General features: G+C 64.2%; 16 protein-coding genes. 11 read left to right on the forward strand and 5 right to left on the reverse strand.

Annotated features, from left to right (window positions below; translation table 11 throughout):
• Positions 1–13: 13 nt before the first annotated feature.
• The 3 genes from IEY62_RS14735 to IEY62_RS14745 are packed head-to-tail and all read left to right on the forward strand — an operon-like array spanning position 14 to position 2,617.
• Positions 14–931: a dihydrodipicolinate synthase family protein gene (locus IEY62_RS14735; RefSeq protein WP_189019129.1), complete on the forward strand. Its 918-nt coding sequence runs from the start codon at positions 14–16 to the stop codon at positions 929–931.
• A 5-nt stretch (positions 932–936) separates the two neighbouring features.
• Positions 937–1,920: an ROK family protein gene (locus tag IEY62_RS14740; protein ID WP_189019131.1), complete on the forward strand. Its 984-nt coding sequence runs from the start codon at positions 937–939 to the stop codon at positions 1,918–1,920.
• 10 nt (positions 1,921–1,930) lie between these two features.
• Entirely contained in the window at positions 1,931–2,617 is a 687-nt protein-coding gene (locus IEY62_RS14745; RefSeq protein ID WP_189019133.1) for an N-acetylmannosamine-6-phosphate 2-epimerase, read from the forward strand.
• Between the two features lie 403 nt (positions 2,618–3,020).
• Here IEY62_RS14745 and IEY62_RS14750 read toward each other — a convergent pair whose 3' ends face one another.
• Entirely contained in the window at positions 3,021–3,860 is an 840-nt protein-coding gene (locus IEY62_RS14750; RefSeq protein ID WP_189019135.1) for a sulfurtransferase, read from the reverse strand.
• Positions 3,861–4,307: 447 nt separating this feature from the next.
• Here IEY62_RS14750 and IEY62_RS14755 point away from each other — a divergent pair, with 447 nt between their 5' ends.
• The 5 genes from IEY62_RS14755 (at position 4,308) to IEY62_RS14775 (ending at position 10,081) form a co-directional block, all read left to right on the forward strand.
• Entirely contained in the window at positions 4,308–5,765 is a 1,458-nt protein-coding gene (locus IEY62_RS14755; RefSeq protein WP_189019136.1) for a dihydrolipoyl dehydrogenase family protein, read from the forward strand.
• A 70-nt stretch (positions 5,766–5,835) separates the two neighbouring features.
• On the forward strand, positions 5,836–6,657 hold the full coding sequence (locus tag IEY62_RS14760) for a P-loop NTPase family protein (protein ID WP_189019139.1): 822 nt from the start codon (positions 5,836–5,838) through the stop codon (positions 6,655–6,657).
• The gene (locus tag IEY62_RS14765; protein ID WP_189019141.1) at positions 6,654–8,690 is read left to right on the forward strand and encodes a YhgE/Pip family protein; all 2,037 of its coding nucleotides are present in this window, start codon (positions 6,654–6,656) and stop codon (positions 8,688–8,690) included. The genes IEY62_RS14760 and IEY62_RS14765 overlap by 4 nt, the downstream gene beginning before the upstream one ends.
• Complete coding sequence (locus tag IEY62_RS14770; protein ID WP_189019143.1) at positions 8,687–9,319, forward strand: TetR/AcrR family transcriptional regulator; 633 nt, start codon at positions 8,687–8,689, stop codon at positions 9,317–9,319. The genes IEY62_RS14765 and IEY62_RS14770 overlap by 4 nt, the downstream gene beginning before the upstream one ends.
• 141 nt (positions 9,320–9,460) lie before the next feature.
• Entirely contained in the window at positions 9,461–10,081 is a 621-nt protein-coding gene (locus tag IEY62_RS14775) for a hypothetical protein (RefSeq protein WP_229785335.1), read from the forward strand.
• Positions 10,082–10,124: 43 nt separating this feature from the next.
• On the opposite strand, the gene IEY62_RS14780 is transcribed toward IEY62_RS14775, so the two are convergent.
• Positions 10,125–11,036 (reverse strand): EamA family transporter, encoded by a 912-nt coding sequence (locus tag IEY62_RS14780; RefSeq protein WP_189019147.1) that lies wholly within the window; start codon positions 11,034–11,036, stop codon positions 10,125–10,127.
• Positions 11,037–11,108: 72 nt separating this feature from the next.
• On the opposite strand from IEY62_RS14780, the gene IEY62_RS14785 reads away from it, so the two are divergent.
• On the forward strand, positions 11,109–12,020 hold the full coding sequence (locus tag IEY62_RS14785; RefSeq protein ID WP_189019149.1) for a LysR family transcriptional regulator: 912 nt from the start codon (positions 11,109–11,111) through the stop codon (positions 12,018–12,020).
• A 6-nt stretch (positions 12,021–12,026) separates the two neighbouring features.
• Here IEY62_RS14785 and IEY62_RS14790 read toward each other — a convergent pair whose 3' ends face one another.
• The 3 genes from IEY62_RS14790 to IEY62_RS14800 all read right to left on the reverse strand — a co-directional run bounded on the left by IEY62_RS14790 (position 12,027) and on the right by IEY62_RS14800 (position 15,031).
• Complete coding sequence (locus IEY62_RS14790; RefSeq protein WP_189019151.1) at positions 12,027–12,551, reverse strand: SixA phosphatase family protein; 525 nt, start codon at positions 12,549–12,551, stop codon at positions 12,027–12,029.
• A 241-nt stretch (positions 12,552–12,792) separates the two neighbouring features.
• Positions 12,793–13,659 (reverse strand): winged helix-turn-helix domain-containing protein, encoded by an 867-nt coding sequence (locus IEY62_RS14795; RefSeq protein ID WP_189019153.1) that lies wholly within the window; start codon positions 13,657–13,659, stop codon positions 12,793–12,795.
• A 547-nt stretch (positions 13,660–14,206) separates the two neighbouring features.
• Positions 14,207–15,031 (reverse strand): hypothetical protein, encoded by an 825-nt coding sequence (locus IEY62_RS14800; protein WP_189019155.1) that lies wholly within the window; start codon positions 15,029–15,031, stop codon positions 14,207–14,209.
• 199 nt (positions 15,032–15,230) lie between these two features.
• Here IEY62_RS14800 and IEY62_RS14805 point away from each other — a divergent pair, with 199 nt between their 5' ends.
• Complete coding sequence (locus IEY62_RS14805) at positions 15,231–15,971, forward strand: response regulator transcription factor (protein WP_189019158.1); 741 nt, start codon at positions 15,231–15,233, stop codon at positions 15,969–15,971.
• 3 nt (positions 15,972–15,974) lie between these two features.
• Positions 15,975–17,474, forward strand: coding sequence for a sensor histidine kinase (locus IEY62_RS14810; protein WP_189019160.1), 1,500 nt, complete (start codon positions 15,975–15,977; stop codon positions 17,472–17,474).
• The last annotated feature ends 119 nt before the right edge of the window (positions 17,475–17,593 follow it).

A 17,593-nucleotide genomic window follows, 5' to 3' on the forward strand; every position in this document is an offset into this window, starting at 1 on the left:
AACGGAGAATTCTGTGTCCACTCAGTTCCAGGGCGTCATTCCCCCGGTCATCACCCCCCGCCACGCCGACGGCAGCATCGACACCGCGTCGCTGAAGAACGTCACCAAGCACCTGATCAACGGCGGTGTGTCCGGCCTTTTCGTCCTGGGCTCCTCCGGCGAAGTCCCCTACATGACCAACGACGAGCGTGAGCTGGTGGTCTCCACCATCGCCGACGCCAACGCCGGTGCGGTCCCGCTGATCGTGGGCGCCAACGAACAGACCACCAACCGCGTGATCGAGGAAGCCCGCAAGGTGGTCGACCTCGGCGCCGACGCGATCGTAGTCACGTCCATGTACTACGCCATTGGCAACGCCGCGGAGACGGAAACCCACTTCCGCAGCATCCATGCCGCCATCGAAAAGCCGATCTTCGCTTACGACGTCCCGGTCCGCACGCACTTCAAGCTGCCCACTGATCTCCTGGTCCGGCTGGGCCGCGACGGCGTCATTGCCGGCGTCAAGGATTCCTCGGGTGACGACGTTTCCTTCCGCCAACTGCTCCTCGCAGCCAAGGACATCCCCAACTTCGACATCTTCACCGGTCACGAAGTTGTAGTGGACGGCGCCCTCCTGGGCGGCGCGCAGGGCGTTGTTCCGGGCCTCGGCAACGTTGACCCGGCCGGCTACCGCCGCCTGTTCGACGCCGCCCAGGCTGGCGACTGGGCCGGCGCTGCCCGCGAGCAGGACCGCTTGGCCGACGTCTTCGAGATCGTCTACACCCCCAACGGGCGCGTCTCCGGAGGCGCTGCGGGCCTGGGCGCCTTCAAGACCGCGCTGCAGGTGATGGGCGTCATCGAGTCCAACACCATGAGCTCGCCGATGCTGTCCTTGAATGAATCCGAGACGGCTGCGATCCGTTCGATTCTGGAGCGGAACGGGCTGGTCTAGCTCCCATGACCCACGTGATCGGCGTTGACCTCGGCGGCACCAAAACCGCCGCCGGGGTTGTTGCACCTTCCGGCGAAGTGCTGATGTCAGAGACCATTCCGACATTGAACCGGGACGGTGGCGAAGCGATCCTCGACGCCACCGCAGCGCTGATCGCGGGCTTGGTTGGGCGCGCTGCCGACGCCGGAATTTCGGTTTCCGGCGTCGGCATCGGCTCCGCTGGGGTTATTGACGCTGCTACCGGGTCCGTTGTGGCTGCGACCGACGCCATCCTCGGTTGGGCCGGGACGGAGCTTGTTCCCGGGCTTTCTGCCCGTCTTTCGCTTCCTGCTTCGGCTGTGCGCGCCGTCAACGACGTTCACGCCCACGCCCTCGGTGAGGCTTGGCTCGGTGCTGCCAAGGGTTCCTCTAGTTCGCTCATGGTGGCGTTCGGAACCGGCGTTGGGGGGAGTTTCGTCTTGGACGGCGCTCCCGTTCTGGGGCACCGCTTTGTGGGCGGGCATGTGGGGCATTTTGCTTCTCCTCATGCCTATTCCGACGGTGTTCCACTGCCGTGTGTGTGCGGCGGATCCGGACACGTGGAGGCCATCGCTTCCGGGCCCGCCCTGTATGAGGCGTATCTGCGCTTTGGCGGTTCCGCCCGGGAGGCTTTGGATACGCGGGGCGTTTTTGCGCTGGCCTCTGCTGCGGAAGCGCTCGACGGCGGTGCTGACACGGGTTCTGCGGACAACCCCGCGGCTGCCCTGTGTGCCATAGACGTCGGCGCAGCCGCCGCAGGGCAAGCCGTGGGCGGACTCATCAACATTCTTGACCCCGAAACCGTGGTGATTTCCGGCGGCTTGGTTGATGCCGGAGACCTCTGGTGGAAGCCCATGGAGTTTGCCTTGCGTCAGGAACTGCTCTTGCCCCTGGCTTCCGTGCCGGTGGTCAGGGCGGCCCTCGGCAACAGCGCTGCCATTGTGGGCGCAGCGAAACTCGTCCTTAAGTAAGGAAGACAACTTGATCCTCACCCCAGAAGGCCTCGAAGCCCTCCGCTCCCAGCTCATCGTCTCCTGTCAGGCGTACCCCGACGAGCCCATGCGCGATCCCCGGACCACGGGCCAGGTAGCGGCGTCTGCCGTGATCGGTGGCGCCGCGGCGATCCGTGTCCAAGGGTTGGCCGACGTGCAGTTCACGCGTGCCGCCGTCGAGGTCCCTGTCATTGGGCTCTGGAAAGACGGGCACGAGGGTGTCTTCATCACTCCCACCCTTCGGCATGCCCTTGCGGTAGCGAACGCGGGTGCGCACGTTGTGGCCGTTGACGGGACGCGGCGGGCTCGCCCGGATGGGTTTTCACTCGCAGCGACCATTGCCGGGGTTCACAGGGATTCCCACGCGTTGGTCATGGCTGACTGTGGTTCGTTTGAGGATGCCTGCTCAGCCGTTGAAGCGGGCGCAGATCTGATCGGCACCACCCTGGCCGGCTATACGGGCGAGCGCCCGAAGACCGATGGGCCGGACCTGGATTTGCTGGAGCAGATCGCTGCTGCGGAGCTGGGAAGGCCCTTGATCGCCGAAGGCCGCATCCACACTCCCGTCCAAGCCCGCCAAGCCTTGGACGCGGGAGCCTTCGCCGTGGTTGTGGGCACCGCCATCACGCACCCGGCCAGCATCACGGGCTGGTTCAAGGGTGCGATGCACGCTTAGGCCCTTCGAGGGTGCATTTCTGCTGGATCATCGGAACCTCGCCGTGCTTTAAACCCAGCTCTGGCGCGGGCTGCCCCCGGTCAGGTAAGCGATGATCCAGCAAATTTGCCGCTCTCCAACGCGCGGGAAGCCAAGCTGAGCCGCTGTCCTACGATTTCTTTGTTTACGGGTCTGAAGCCATCGGCCATGATGATGTGGCTAACCGCCTTACCAACATTCGCGGGCCGGGCTTCGACCCTTCTGAAAGTGGCCCCACCGAGGACCACGCCTGGGGCTTCTTGTCCGCCGGGGCATCCGACGAAGTTACAGTTTCACCATCGACGGTGGCTCTCAGCCGTCACGCGGAGGAAACAGGCCGCCTACTCTGCACCGCAAGACCCCCTGCAAGTCCGCAGAGTAGGCCTCACAAGCTGCAGTCAGGCCAGATTTTCGTCTCCACGGGCCTGTCCAGTGCATGGCCATATTGGGACCATCCGCCGACGAACAGCTTGCCGGTACCCATTCCCAGGTGCTCCATCATCAGCAGGTTGTGGCACGCAGTAACTCCGGATCCGCAGTAGGAGATGGTGCGGTCCGCGGACGCAACGCCGGCACGTTCGAAGTTCGCACGGATGTGCGGCTCCGGGAGCAGGTTTCCCGAGGCATTGAGGTTCTCCCGGCAGGGGACGTTCACAGCACCAGGTATGTGTCCGGGGCGGGGATCGATAGGGTCTTGGCGGCCTTCGAATCGGTCGCGATTCCTTGCATCCATGGTGAGGAAGGCGTCGGAGGAGGCCTCCGAAATGTCCGCCAGGAGGTCTGCGGGCCAGGCTTTGGCAGCGAAGCTCCCGGTCCGGCGTAGCGGCGTTTCCGTGGAGAGATCCCCAGGATAGTTGCCGATACCTCCGTCCAGGATCGCGGCGCGGTGTCCTGTCGACCGGAGCATCCAGACCAGCCTGGCCGCAATGACTCCCCCGGCGTCGTCATAGACAACCACTGTGTCAGCATCGCTGATGCCGGCTTCCCGCATCCCTTGGGCAAAGACCTCGGGATCGGGCAACGGGTTCCGCCCCGCTTCCGGCGACGCTGGTCCAGACAAGCAGTTGTCCAGGTCGACGAACACGGCATCCGGGATGTGTCCGGCGTCGTAGGCGTCTTTTCCGGAGGAGCCGTCGAGATACCAGCGGGAATCTACAAGAACGAATTTCCCCAGATTATCCGCGCACCAGCTCCAGTCGACAAACGGCTTCAGTTCTTCTTCCATGCACAGCAGCCTAGACAGGCTTTCCATATTTTGAGATAGACATCCCACTATTTGGATGCTCCGAAACTTGTGAGGCCCACTCCGCACCCCAAAACCCACCCAAACCCCGCAAAGCAGGCCCCACAACGCACGGGCACAACTTGCGAGGCCCGCTCTGCACCCCAAAACCCACCCCAACCCCGCAAAGCAGGCCTCACAACGAACGGGCACAACTTGCGAGGCCCACTCTGCACCCCAAAACCCACCCCAACCCCGCAAAGCAGGCCTCACAACGAACGGGCACAACTTGCGAGGCCCACCCTGCACCCCAAAACCCACCCAAACCCCGCAAAGCAGGCCTCACAACGAACGGGCACAACTTGCGAGGCCCACCCTGCACCCCAAAACCCACCCAAACCCCGCAAAGCAGGCCTCACAACGCTGAGGGAGCGGTTGTAGGCTGTCCCCATGACTGCCGAGAGCTCCCGTGAATACGACGTAATAGTGATCGGCGCGGGCGCCGTTGGGGAAAACGTGGCGGACCGCGTGGTTCGGGGTGGCCTGTCGGCAGTGATCGTTGAAAGCGAATTGGTTGGTGGCGAGTGCTCGTATTGGGCCTGCATCCCATCCAAAGCCCTCCTTCGTCCGGGCAGCGTCCTCCATGCCGCCCAAGGCATTCCGGGTGCCGCAGAGGCCATCACCGGCACCATTGACGCAGACGCGGCGCTGAAGCACAGGGACTGGTTCACCAACAACTGGCAGGATGGCAGCCAGGTTGAATGGCTGGACAGCGCCGGCATTGACCTGATCCGCGGACGCGGCCGGATAACGGGTCCCCGCGAGGTTCATGCGGAGGGGCTCGACGGCAACGGCTACGTCCTCAAAGCCCGGCACGCCGTAGTGGTCGCCACCGGCTCAAAGCCCACCGTCCCGGAGATAGAAGGCCTGGCGGACATACCTTTCTGGACCACGAGGGAGGCTACGGCAGCCAAGGAAGTTCCGAACCGGTTTGCGGTGCTCGGCGGGGGCGTGGCTGGCGTCGAACTGGCCCAGGCGTTTGCCCGCCTGGGTTCCAGCGTCACGCTGGTGGCTCGGGGTCGGCTGCTGAGCAGCTACGCAGAGGAAGCCGCGGACCTGGTTCTGGCCGGGCTTCGGGCCGATGGCGTCGCCGTGCACCTTCATACCGATGTCCACAAGGTGGAGAAGAACGACGACGGTTCCGTCACCGTGGCACTCGACGGCACGACCCTCGTTGCCGACCAACTGCTGGTCGCCTCCGGACGGCATCCCGCGTTGGCCGATCTGGGCTTGGAAAGCGTTGGCCTCGAAGCTCAAAACAGCAAGCCACTCCGGCTCACGACGGATGCCAGCGGGCTCGTCGAAGGTCCATCCAGCGATGACTTCCGCAGCCCGTGGCTTTACGTGGCCGGGGACGCCGCCGGAAAGGTACTCCTGACGCACCAGGGCAAGTACGAAGCCAGGGCAACGGGTGATGCGATTGTGGCCAGGGCCAAGGGCGAGCTGAAAGGCAGCCCGCAGCCGTGGAGCGCCTGGGCGCATACCGCCAATAATCATGCCGTGCCCAGCGTCGTTTTCACCGACCCTGAGGTGGCGTCCGTGGGGCAGGGCCTCGAGCAGGCGCTCCTGCAGGGCAAGAACGTCACGGGTGTTGAACTTCCCATCAACGTCAGTGGCTCACAGCTGTACTCCCCGGACTACAAGGGGTGGGCCCAAATTGTGGTGGACGAAGACCGGAAGGTCATCCTGGGCGCAACGTTTGCAGGCCCCGGTGTCTCAGAGCTCCTCCATTCAGCAACGATCGCAATCGTCGGCGAGGTTCCGCTTGACCGGCTCTGGCATGCAGTTCCGTCCTATCCGACCATCAGCGAGGTATGGCTCCGGCTCCTGGAGAAGTACGGCCTTTGATTTCTATTTGAACTGACCAGTCAGTTCAGTTAGACTTTCAGCAGACAACAGTTCTGCGAAAGGCTTCATTGTGCTGTCCGTACAGCAACTCCAGATCAACGGCCGCCGGGACGATCTCCTCCCGGCAACGTCGCTTCAGGTCCACCGCGGCGAACTCCTCCTGGTTGCAGGGGAAGGCCAGGACCAGCGGACTGCCCTGGCTTTGGCCCTGAGCGGCCGCATGAAGCCCAGCAACGGCGTCCTCAGCTGGGACAACACCACCAAGACCAAGAAGATCAGGCTTGCCAGCGCCCTGGTGGACTCCCCCGGAGTCAACGAACCGGAACAGCATCTCAGCGTCCGGGACCTCGTCACTGAAGACCTGTCCCTCATTCCCCGCCGCTACCGTGGCGCACTGCTGAGCAAGCCGTGGCTGAAGGTCAACAGCTTTGAGGACATCGCGGGCCTCTGGATCGAACAGCTTCCCGCCGGCCGACGCCTTGAGCTGCTGACCGCCCTCGCCCTGGCAGACCCCGCCACCGACCTCCTGGTCATCGACTCCCCCGATCGCCACAGCGCGGATCCCGAAACCTGGCTGCCCCGGCTTCAGGCATTGGCGTCCGACGCCGGGCGGCCGCTTGCCGTCGTCGCCGTCGTCAGTGCCCTCCCGGACTACTGGAAGGGCGCCGCGGCCGTAATCGGCAACTCCGTCACCCATCCCCCTGAACCGGAAGCGGAGCCGACACAGGCACCGGCGCCGGCCGAAGCGGCCGCCGTCGTCGAACCCGCCGTCGTCGAACCCGCCGTCGTCGAACCCGCCGTCGTCGAGCCCAAAGCCAAACACGCCGCAGACGCAACGCCGGACGTGACTGAAGAACCTGAATCCGAAAACCTCCAAAGGACTGCAAAGTGACTGTTCTGCGGCTAGCCCGCTCCGAACTCAAGCGCATGACCGGCGGGCTCCTGCCCAAGCTGACCATCCTCGCCCTGACCATGGTTCCGTTGCTGTACGGCGCCGTGTACCTGTACGCGAACTGGGATCCGTACGGCAACCTGAACCAGATCGACGCCGCCTTGGTGGTCGAGGACACCGGAGCCACATCGAAGGATGGCACCCAGCTGCAGGCCGGCAAGAAGGTGGCCGACAGCCTGGAAGAAGGCCACGTGTTCAACTGGAAGCAGGTCTCCAGCGCGGAAGAAGCTGACGCCGGCGTCCGGACGGGTGAGTACGCCTTCGCGTTGCGCATTCCCAAGGACTTCTCGTCGAACCTGGTCTCGCCCGGCAGCTTCGACGCCGCCAACCAGGCCATGCTCCACGTCACCACCAACGACGCCAACAACTACCTCCTGAGCACCATCGTGGACAAGCTCACCACGGCCGTGCACTCGACAGTGGCCAAGGAAGTGGGCGAAGAAACAGCCAACCAGCTCCTCACCGGCTTCGGTACCATCCACGCGTCGATCGTGAAGGCAGCCGACGGTGCATCGGAGCTGGCCACGGGCGTCGGGAAGCTCAGCGACGGCGCCGCCACCCTCCACATGGGCACCGGCCAGCTGGTCACCGGCGCGGACCAACTCGTGTCCGGGCAAACCCAGCTGCGGGACGGCGCCGTGCAGCTGAAGACCGGCGCCAGCCAGCTGAGCTCCGGCCTCACGGAATTGAAGAACAAGACCGCTACCTTGCCTGCTGATTCGCAGAAACTCGCGGACGGCGCAGCCCAGGTGGCAGCAGGAAACGCGGAACTGAACGCCAAGGTACAGGAGGTCGTCGGGCAGTTGGACGCCGCTGACAAGGGCCTGCGCAACCGCGTGGTGGAGTCCAACGCGCGGCTCGTGACGGCGGGTGTGCTGACACAGGAGCAGGCCGACAAGGTCCTGGCTGATTTCGATGCCGCAGCAGCATCCAGCCCGGTGACCGACGCCAAGGCGAAAATCTCCGGTGACGCGGCCAAGATCCAGCAGCTCTCGGACGGTTCGGCAGCTGTGAGCGCAGGCGCCCAGAAGCTTGCCGGTGCCACGCCAACCCTGACCGACGCCATCTCGCAGGCCGCCGCCGGTGCCGGGCAGTTGAATTCCGGCTCAGCAACCCTGGCCGCCGGCCAGCAGACCGCTTTGGACGGCGCAGTGAAGCTCGACGACGGCGCCCGCCAACTCGACGACGGTGCGGGGCAACTTGCCAGCGGTGCAGTGACCGCTTCCGACGGTTCACACACCTTGGCCACGGAGCTCGCCAAGGGTGCCGGAGAGATCCCCAACCCGAACGATGAACAGAAGAGCAGCGTCTCCAAGGTCATCGCGGATCCCGTTGCAGTGAACAACGTGTCCCAGGCGAAGGCCGGTTCCTACGGCGCGGGCCTGGCGCCCTTCTTCCTGACCTTGGCCCTTTGGATCGGCGTGTTCATGCTGGTGCAGGCCATGCGGCCCATCACCCAGCGGGCCCTGGCGTCGAATGCCCCCGCCTGGAAAATCGCCGTCGGAGGCTGGCTGCCGTTCTTCGTGGTCTCGGTGCTGCAGGCCACCATCCTCACGCTGGTGGTGGACCTCGGACTGGGCTTGAATCCGGCCCACCCGATCGGGATGTGGCTGTTCATGCTGGCCGCGGTGATGGCGTTCAGCGCGATCATCCAAGGCATTGTGGCGCTCATGGGTACGCCCGGCAAGTTCGTGGTGCTGATCCTGCTGGTCTTGCAGCTGGTGTCCTCCGGCGGCACCTTCCCCTGGCAGACCACCCCCATGCCACTGCACGTCGTGCACGAAGTACTGCCCATGGGCTACGTCGTCACGGGCATGCGACACCTGATCTACGGCGGTGAGCTCAGCATGATCTGGCCTACCGTGCTCGGCCTGCTTGGATACACTTTGCTCGGAGCGGCGCTGTCAACGCTGGCCGTCCGCAAGCACAAGATGTGGACCTTGAAGACCCTGAAGCCGGAGATCGCAGTATGAGCACCAACGAGCCGGCCCCTTCCGGCACTGCGGAGAAGAAGCTGCGCCCGGGGCGTACCAACGCCACCAAGCAGCGCCTGTTCGAGGCCTCCATGGAACTGATCGGCGAACGTGGCGCTGCGGGAGTGACCGTGGACGAAATCGCGGCAGCCGCAGGAGTGTCCAAGGGCACGGTGTACTACAACTTCGGCAGCAAGTCGGACCTGATCGCGCAGCTTCTGCGGCACGGCGTGGACATCATGCTGGTCAGGCTCCAGGACGTGCAGGGGCAAAGCAGTGATCCGCTGGAATCCATGAAGAACATGGTGGCCCAGGCCATGGAATTCATGGACGACTACCCGTCCTTCGCCCGGCTCTGGGTCAGCGAAAACTGGCGGACGCCCGGCGAGTGGAGCGCTGTTTTCACGGAACTCCGCGCAGAGCTGTTGGCCGTGATCGGTTCCGCGGTGGAACGCGTCGCCGCCGGCTACAAGGTTGACCAGAACATCGTCCGGGGCAGCCTGGAAGCAGCCATCTTCGGGGCCATCTTCGTAGTGGGCCTGGACCGGCAAACGTACAACCCGGAGCGGACCCGTGAGCAAAGCGTGGCCGCGGTGATGACCATCATGCACGGGTACGTCATCAAGTAACTTCAAGCACGTTGTGAGGCCCAGTCTGCGGGGTATGGCGTGCTCATAGCCTGCTCAGCGGGCCCCGCAACGGTATGCAACTGCAATGTACGACGGCGTGGCGTGGCCGCTTGGTCGGCGATGATTAACCTCATGCGTCACATGGGGAACAGCGGGAAGCTTGCGGTAGTGGCGGCCTTCGTGTCCTTGGGACTGCTGGTGATGGCTGCCGTGGTGCTTGAGGAATTGGTGTTGTACCTGTTCCTGGGAAGCGTGCTGCTCTGCTACCTGGCTTCCCTGGTCCAGGTCTTCAACCGGCGGCGGTACCTGGTGATTTTTCTCGGCGCCATCGGAACCAGCCTGTTCATCGGTTGCAGCATCGCCTTCCTGCGGATGTGGGGCATCGCGTTCACCCAGGATGCCAACGCTTTGGGCAGTGCGGTAAGCACCAAGGACTCCGACATCTACTTCTACCTGGCGGCCCTTGCTGGGGTGGGAACACTCGCCGTGTTGTTCCTCGGAGCCGTGGTGCCGTCGTTCGGTTCCAGGGCAGCTGCTCCCGCGAAACGGCCCGCCCCTGCGGCAAAGAAGCGGCCGGCGCCGCGCACGCCCGCTTCCCGCCCCGCGCAGGCCAGGCGCCCGGTTGCCACGGCTCAACGTCCTGCCGCCACTGGAAAGCCGCCTGCCGCGAAGCGCCCCGCACCCTCCCGCACGCCAGCCACCGCAGCCAAGCGGCCGGCGTCGAACGCTCCCGCCCAACGCAAGGCAGCCCCCAAACGCTAACGCCCCTGCGTTGCGAGGCCCGCTCTGCGCGCTTGCGCCAGGTTTAGACGCGCAGAGCGGGCCCCACAACGGGCGCGTCCGGGCGTTTTCGTGAGACACCCAGCACCGCCGTCGCGACGCCGAGCAGCAGGATGAAGCCACCGGTGATTTCGGCGGGGGTCGGGATTTCGTTCAGGACAAGCCATGCGGCCGTCATGCCCACCACCGGGACCAACAGCGTGAAAGGCACGACGTCGGAACTCGGGTACAGCGACAACAGCCGGTTCCAGATGCCGTAACCGACCAATGAAGCAAACACCGCCGTATAGATCGCGCTCAGGACGGTGGCCGGTTGGAGGTCGGTGAGCGTGCTCCACACGACTCCGGGCCCGTCCGCCAGCAGCGACAACCCGGCCAGCGGCAGCGGCACCACAGCGCCTGACCACACCACCAGCCCCAGGCCCGAGGCCGCTTTGGAATGGCGCGCCACCACGTTTCCCACGGCCCAGGACAGCGCGGCCGCGAGCACAATCATGAGCGGCAGCACGGGTGCCACAGCACTGCGGCCCAGCGCCACGACGGCCAGGCCGGCGATCCCAAGCGCAACACCGGCCATTTGCCTCCGGCTGGGCTTCTCACCGAGGAAGCGCGCCGCGAGCAGCACCGTGAACAGCACCTGCGCCTGCAGCACCAAGGACGCCAGGCCTGCCGGCATCCCCAACGCCATGCCGAGGTACAGGAGACCGAACTGCCCGGCACTCATGAACAGCCCGACGCCGACGATCGGTTTCCAGCCGACGTCCGGTTTCCGGATGAAGAAGATGAAAGGAAAGACGACCAGCAGGAAACGCATGGCCACGAAGAGCAGTGGGGGGACGTCCCTGCCGTTCGTGTGCAGGCCAAGGTCGATGGCGACGAAGTTGATGCCCCAGAGAATGGCGACCAGCACGGCAAGGAAGGAATGGCGAAGGTTCACAAGTACACTCTGACGCCCATTGCCATGAAGCACCAGCGTTGAATTCAGCAATAAACCAAGTAGATTTGCTTCATGATCGATATCTCGGCTCTGCGGGCATTGGTAGCGGTTGAACAGCATGGTTCCGTAGTGGCTGCCTCGGACGTCATGGGCTACAGTCCCTCGGCGGTTTCCCAGCAGATCAAGAAGCTGGAGAAGCAGACCGGCGTGGCTGTCCTGGAGCGAAACGGCCGCGGCGTTCTGCTGACAGAGCGGGGGCTGGCGCTGGCAGGATACGGCCGGCGGATCATGGGCGAACTCGAGGAGCTCCAGGCAACCCTCCTGGCCGATCCTGCGAAACCATCCGGGCTCCTGCGGCTGGTGGCTTTCTCCACTGCCTGCCGTGGCCTGGTGGGGCCGGTGCTGGGGCGGATGGCAGCCATGCACTCCGCGCTGGACATCACCGTACTGGCGGAGGATCCGCGTGAAGCTGTGCAGCGGGTGGCCTCAGGCGAGGCCGAACTGGCCGTGGTCCACAACTGGAACTCGGTCCCACTGGTCATACCGGAGAACCTCGTGCACGAGGACCTCTGCATCGACCAGGCCGATGTCCTCGTCAACAGCACCCACGCACTCGCGGCGCGTTCCGCCGTCGAGCGCGAAGACCTGCTGGACGAGACCTGGATCAGCACTCCGGCGGGAGCCATCTGCAATGAGGCGTTGCTGCAGATCTTCGCAGGACTCGGCCGTGTGCCAAACATCCGCGTTTACGACCCTGATTTTTCCACCCATGTGGCCATGGTCGAACAGGGCGTGGCGATCGCGCTGGTCCCCCGGCTGGGCCGGCCCGCCCTGCCTCCCGGCGTGGTGGCCATACCCGTGGTCAGACCCACCCAGCAGCGCTCCGTGGGAATCGTGTACAGAAAGACCATGACGGCCAGCCCCAACATCCGGCACGTTGTCCGCCTGCTGCGTGAAGTGGCTGCTGAGGAACTTCCCGGATAGCAGGAGCTAGTGGCGGGGCACCGTGAAGTGCGTTAGCCGGGCATCCTGCCCGTCGAGCTCGGCCCAGGACTTTTCCGTTTCCATGACCGTCAACGCACTGGTTGGGTAGCGGGTAGCCGCATCCATGTAGGCGTCATGGTCGGAATCGCGAGAGGCCAGGTGCATGGCAAGGTCCTGCACGCCCGGCATATGCGAGATAACCATGAGCGTTGTGACGGTGTCCGGAACGTGATTGATGACCGTCAGCATGCGGTTGGCGGAAGCGGAATAGAGGCCGTCTTCGAGTTTGGGCGTGGGCGCCTTCTCCCCCAGCTCGTCGCACACCCAAGTGCAGGTCTGGCGCGTCCTCAGGGCTGATGAACAGAGGATGAAGTCCGGAACCACACCGTGCTTGAGCAACCACTTGCCGGCGAGCGGCGCCTCGCGGTGTCCACGCTCCTCCAGCGGACGCTCATGATCCGGCACGCCTGTGGGCCAGTCGGCCTTGGCATGGCGCATTATCACAAGCCGCTTGATGTGATGGTCACTCATGCAATAACCCTATCCGGAGCAGGCCCCCGTGGCTTCCCGACCTTCTTTGGAAGCAGAACAGCCGTGGGGCAACCTGATGCGGTTGCCAAGGGGTTTTCCGCACATCAAAGAGGGTCAGCAGCCCACGCGCCGTCGCCGAGGAATCGTCCCGCTAAAGCAAAAAGCGCCCGCCTCCTCACCGGAGACGGGCGCTTTCGACGCTGTACTGCTTAGATGCAGTGCTACTTAGATGCAGTGCTACTTAGATGGAGTATTCCGGAGCAGCCCAGACGATGACCTCGGGGTGCTCGTAGAAGCGGTAACCCTGCCCACGGACGGTGCGCACGGTGTTGGCCAGGCGGCCCAGCTTGGAGCGGAGGCGGCGGATGTGGACGTCGATGGTGCGCTCGTTCGGCACCTCTTCGGCGTTGCGCCACAGTCCTTCAAGCAGTTCGTCGCGGCCCACGGTGCGGGTGCCGTTTTCGACGAGGTAGTTCAGAAGCTCGAATTCCTTGAACGTCAGGTTCAACGACTCGCCATCCAGGTGCACTTCGCGCCGGGCAAGATCAATCAGCACACCTGAAGGGCGGGCTTCCTGCTGCGGTGCCGGCCGTGCCGCTTCCGCACGCTGGCGGGAGGCCACGGTGGGGTCGCCGAAGGTGGAACGCACGACGTCGAGCGCGGACCCGGGTGCCCCGGCGGGGGCCACGGCGACGGCCGCGTAGCTCTCGGCACCGGTCACGAGTGACTGCGCGTACGCCCGGATTTCCTGGGCAAGCTTGGCAATGGAGGTTCCAGCCGCAGCTGCGGTCTCTTCGTCAATACCCATGTACAGCACGAAACCGCGGGCCACGTTGTCGTTGGCTACGGGGCGGAGCCTGTCCGACTGGGCGATCACCGGGGTGGGCGCAGTCATGGGTGCCGGCTCGGCGGTGGGTACTGCACGCAACTGGCCGTAGGAGTTGGGGTTGTAGCCCTGCGGCACGTACCCGGGAGCCTGCTGGCCGGCGCCTTGCTGGGCGGGGGCGTAGCCGGGGCGGTTGCCAAAACCGGGGCGGAGCCCGGCGTTCGACGCGGCCTTGTTGGCGTTACGGACGGAGATGTGGACGTATCCGGATGCAACTGACATGGAGTGCTTACCTCAAAAGTGAATAGCCGTCATCGCGGCTTCGAATGCTGAATGTCCCCGCAATGAGTTTGGGGAGGGGCGCCCAACGCTGGGCTAGGGGGCGAATGCCTGAAACTTCTTGGGGTGGAAAGTTAGGCTTGCATTCGACAACAGCGGTCATCATGGCCAGCGGGTGTGCTGGACCAGGTTGCTGCGGCTGCAGGTGCTGTTGAGTTCTTGTTCACATTGGAAGTGTGCAACGTAACAATGGCAACACGCAAGTAACAAAGCGTCGAACCGTCCACATTTTGAGACGTAGAGGTCTATTGTGCTGCAAATCACAATTCCGCAGGGCCCTAAAATGAACGTCCTTTCATTCGCCGGAATGAAGAAATATAGGCCTTCCAGTGAATTTTCTTCGGCTGATCGGGCATGATTCGCACACTCACGGACGTGATCGCAGCTGATGCGGAATCTCACGTTCTGAAACAGTTGTTGTCCAATCGCCGCCGGACAACCGCTCGAATTTTTTGCCCGGAATCTGGTAGTGACAGCGAAACCGACGGTTTCAGGACGACGTGCCGCCGGACGTTGAACCCTGGCTGGACGTCCCACCCTGACCCGTCGTCGATGTCAGCCGAATGGATTCCGCGGTGTAGTTGTCGCCGTCCTTCGAGGCCGTCACACGGACAGCGGAGCCGGCAGCTACGTCGGCCAGAGTCAGCGGGCTCGCGGCGGTTCCACGCTGGCGGACCCCTTGTGCAACCGCGGTTTCGGAGCTCACGGCGTAGCTTCGGGTGAATCCGTCAGCGCTCTTCACCGTCAACGACGCCGATGAGACGTCAGTGACGGTGCCCAGCTGATCAGCCATGGCCACGTAGGCTCCATCGCGGAGAACTACGTATTCCGAGTGGACGGCAGCACCGGGTCCGCCAGCCAAGCCAAGACCCTCCGGCGGCATGTTTCCGCCCATCTGCCCCTGCCCCGGCCGGCCCATGCCATCCTGGGTCACGCCGTCCTGGCCCGCGCCACCCTGGCCTGGCACGGCCTGGCCTCCAAGCCCACCGGCATCGGTCTGGCCCGGTGGTACGTTTGCGGCGTCCGCCGATCCGGCGCTGCCCAGCGAGTAGAAGCCGGCCGCCGTCCCGGCAACCACCACTACCGCAATTCCAGCCACCATCAGGACCCGCTTCACCGCACGGCCGCTCCGGGCAGCCGTCGGCAGCTCGTGTTGCTGTTTACCCCACCCTTGGGAAGCTGACGACGGCGGCGCTCCCCACCCGGCATAAGGCTCGGCAGCTGTGCTCGGACTTCCAGGCTGCCCGGCGGTTTCCGGCTCGCTTTCCGGGACCGGTCCGGGCTGGGGAGCTGCGGGACTGTTGTGCTCGTTCATGGTCTTCTCCATTGACGTGTGCCGTTGTACGCCCCCAGCCTCAGACCCGTTGCTGTGCGCAGCCTGTGCCGCCATGAAGACCCGGCTGTGACGTGCAACAACGCGTGTTTCCGGACTCCTACCTCGCTAGTGTTGACTTCACAGCGTCCTCACAGGACCGGCAAAGCGCTGGCAAACCAGCAGAACGGAGAGTTGTCCCATGGCCTCCTCGCACTCCATGACCAACAACCTTCCCCAGCTCACCCATCCCGACGGGTCCCCCATCCGTGCGTTGGTGGTGGACGACGAACCCAGCCTTGCCGAACTCATGAGCATGGGCCTTCGCATGGCCGGCTGGTCGGTAGCTGTGGCCGCCGACGGTCCCGGTGCGGTGAAACTTGCCAAGGAATTCCGACCCGACGTCCTGGTGCTCGATGTCATGCTGCCCGGTTTCGACGGCGTCGAGGTCCTCAACCGCATCCGTGCCTTCGCCCCGGAAGTTCCCGCCCTGTTCCTCACGGCAAAGGACGCCGTGCAGGACCGCATCGTTGGATTGGCCGCCGGGGGCGACGACTACGTCACCAAGCCCTTCAGCATGGAGGAAGTACTCCTCCGCCTCCACCGGCTGGTCCAGCGTTCAGGCGTGGCCGCCATGGACACAGCCGAACTGGTGGTGGGAGACCTGACCTTGAACGTCGATACGCGCGAGGTGACCAGGGCCGGTGAAGACATCGCCCTCACCGCCACGCAGTTCGAACTCCTGCGCTACCTCATGGAAAATCCCAAGCGCGTCGTCAGCAAGGCCCAGATCCTGGACCGCGTATGGGACTACGACTTCGGTGGACAGGCCAACATCGTGGAGCTCTACATTTCGTATCTCCGCAAGAAGATCGAAGCGAACCACCCACCCATGATCCACACCATCCGTGGTGCCGGATACGTCATCAAACCCGCGGACTAGGCATTGGGCACACTTTCAGGAGTTGCCAGAAACCCGCAGCGCAGCTGGCTCAATCCGTCCACCTGGCATCTGCGTACCCGGCTGGTGCTGGTAGCCATGGCTTTGCTGATAGCAATCTGCAGCGCTGTCGGAATCGTCAGCTACGCCTCCATGGACACCGTGTTCAACAAGCAACTCGACCAGCAGCTTCAACAGGCCTCCAGCCGCGCGAACGAGTTCGGCAGGCCGCCGTCGAGCTTTCCCAACGCACCGTCCGGAAGGCCGGACCCGCTGGAGGCACGCGGTCAGGCGGCCGGGACCCTGAACGCGCGGATCGATGGATCAAGTGTTCGCAGTTCAGGACTGATCGACGCCCAAGGCAACAGGGTCTCCCTTTCGGACGCCGACGAGCAGGTCCTTCTGGCACTCCCCCGGGACAGCCGCGCCGTGGACCGCTCCCTGTCCAACGGCGACTACCGCCTGGTGGCAGTGACCACCAACTATGACGACGTGATCGTGACAGGCCTTCCGCTGGCGGACAAGCAGACCGCCGAAGCTTCGCTGGTCTGGACCATGGTGCTGGTATCGCTGGGCGGCCTGGTGGTGATCGGCCTGGTGGGCACAGTGATCATCCGGCGAACAATGCGGCCGCTGGAGCAACTCTCCGAGGTCGCCACCAAGGTTTCACGCCTGCCTCTCGACGCCGGCGAGGTAGCACTTGCGGTGCGGGTACCGCCGTCGGCCTCCCATCCAGGAACTGAAGTAGGCAGCGTCGGTTACGCCCTGAACCAGATGCTGAACAACGTGTCCAGTGCGCTGGAAGCCCGGCAGGAAAGCGAAACCAAAGTGCGGCAGTTCGTAGCCGACGCCTCCCATGAACTGCGGACGCCGCTGACAGCCATCCGGGGCTACACCGAGCTGCTGCGCATGACCGAAAGCTTCACCGACGACGGCAGGAAGTCCCTGGCCAGGGTCCAAAGCCAGTCCGAACGCATGACCACACTGGTGGAGGACCTCCTGTTGCTTGCACGGCTGGACGAAGGCCAACCGGTAAAGGTCACGGACGTGGACCTGACCCAGCTTGTGGTCGAGACAGTGAGTGACGAGAAAGTCATGGCCCCGGACCATATCTGGCAGCTCTCGTTGCCGGATGAACCCATCACTGTCCGCGGCGATGCCACGCAGCTGCACCAAGTGCTGGCCAATCTGCTCTCCAACGCCAGGAAGCATACGGATCCAGGCACTACCGTGGTCACGGGCGTGATGCTCTCTGCAGACGGCAGCGCAATAGTGACAGTAACGGACAACGGGCCAGGGATTCCCGACGATTTCCAGGGCCGGATCTTCTCCCGGTTTGCCCGTGCCGACGCGGCACGATCAGGGTCCGAAGGGACGTCGGGCCTGGGGCTGTCGATCGTGGAATCCATCGTCGAGGCGCACGGTGGAAGCGTTGAAGTAACCTCCCGCCCGGGACGTACGGAGTTCGCCGTCAGACTCCCGACGGTCAACGGCAGAGAACTGTAACGACTCCGGCAAGCCGACTCACCGGCATCGTGATCTCTGTTACCTAAATGTGACTTCTACCGAAACCTCCTGTACCGTCGAAAGGGTGGGTCGCCCCCAACTGGCCCACATCCGGGATG

The sequence above is a fragment of the Paenarthrobacter histidinolovorans genome (genome assembly GCF_014647595.1).
Lineage (GTDB): Bacteria > Actinomycetota > Actinomycetes > Actinomycetales > Micrococcaceae > Arthrobacter > Arthrobacter histidinolovorans.

Excerpts from the sequence above, each read along its gene's own strand:
- IEY62_RS14740 (WP_189019131.1), top strand. The coding sequence starts at position 937 with ATGACCCACGTGATCGGCGTTGACCTCGGCGGCACCAAAACCGCCGCC.
- IEY62_RS14750 (WP_189019135.1), bottom strand. The coding sequence starts at position 3,860 with ATGGAAGAAGAACTGAAGCCGTTTGTCGACTGGAGCTGGTGCGCGGAT.
- IEY62_RS14755 (WP_189019136.1), top strand. The coding sequence starts at position 4,308 with ATGACTGCCGAGAGCTCCCGTGAATACGACGTAATAGTGATCGGCGCG.
- IEY62_RS14770 (WP_189019143.1), top strand. The coding sequence starts at position 8,687 with ATGAGCACCAACGAGCCGGCCCCTTCCGGCACTGCGGAGAAGAAGCTG.
- IEY62_RS14775 (WP_229785335.1), top strand. The coding sequence starts at position 9,461 with ATGGGGAACAGCGGGAAGCTTGCGGTAGTGGCGGCCTTCGTGTCCTTG.
- IEY62_RS14785 (WP_189019149.1), top strand. The coding sequence starts at position 11,109 with ATGATCGATATCTCGGCTCTGCGGGCATTGGTAGCGGTTGAACAGCAT.
- IEY62_RS14790 (WP_189019151.1), bottom strand. The coding sequence starts at position 12,551 with ATGAGTGACCATCACATCAAGCGGCTTGTGATAATGCGCCATGCCAAG.
- IEY62_RS14795 (WP_189019153.1), bottom strand. The coding sequence starts at position 13,659 with ATGTCAGTTGCATCCGGATACGTCCACATCTCCGTCCGTAACGCCAAC.
- IEY62_RS14800 (WP_189019155.1), bottom strand. The coding sequence starts at position 15,031 with ATGAACGAGCACAACAGTCCCGCAGCTCCCCAGCCCGGACCGGTCCCG.
- IEY62_RS14805 (WP_189019158.1), top strand. The coding sequence starts at position 15,231 with ATGGCCTCCTCGCACTCCATGACCAACAACCTTCCCCAGCTCACCCAT.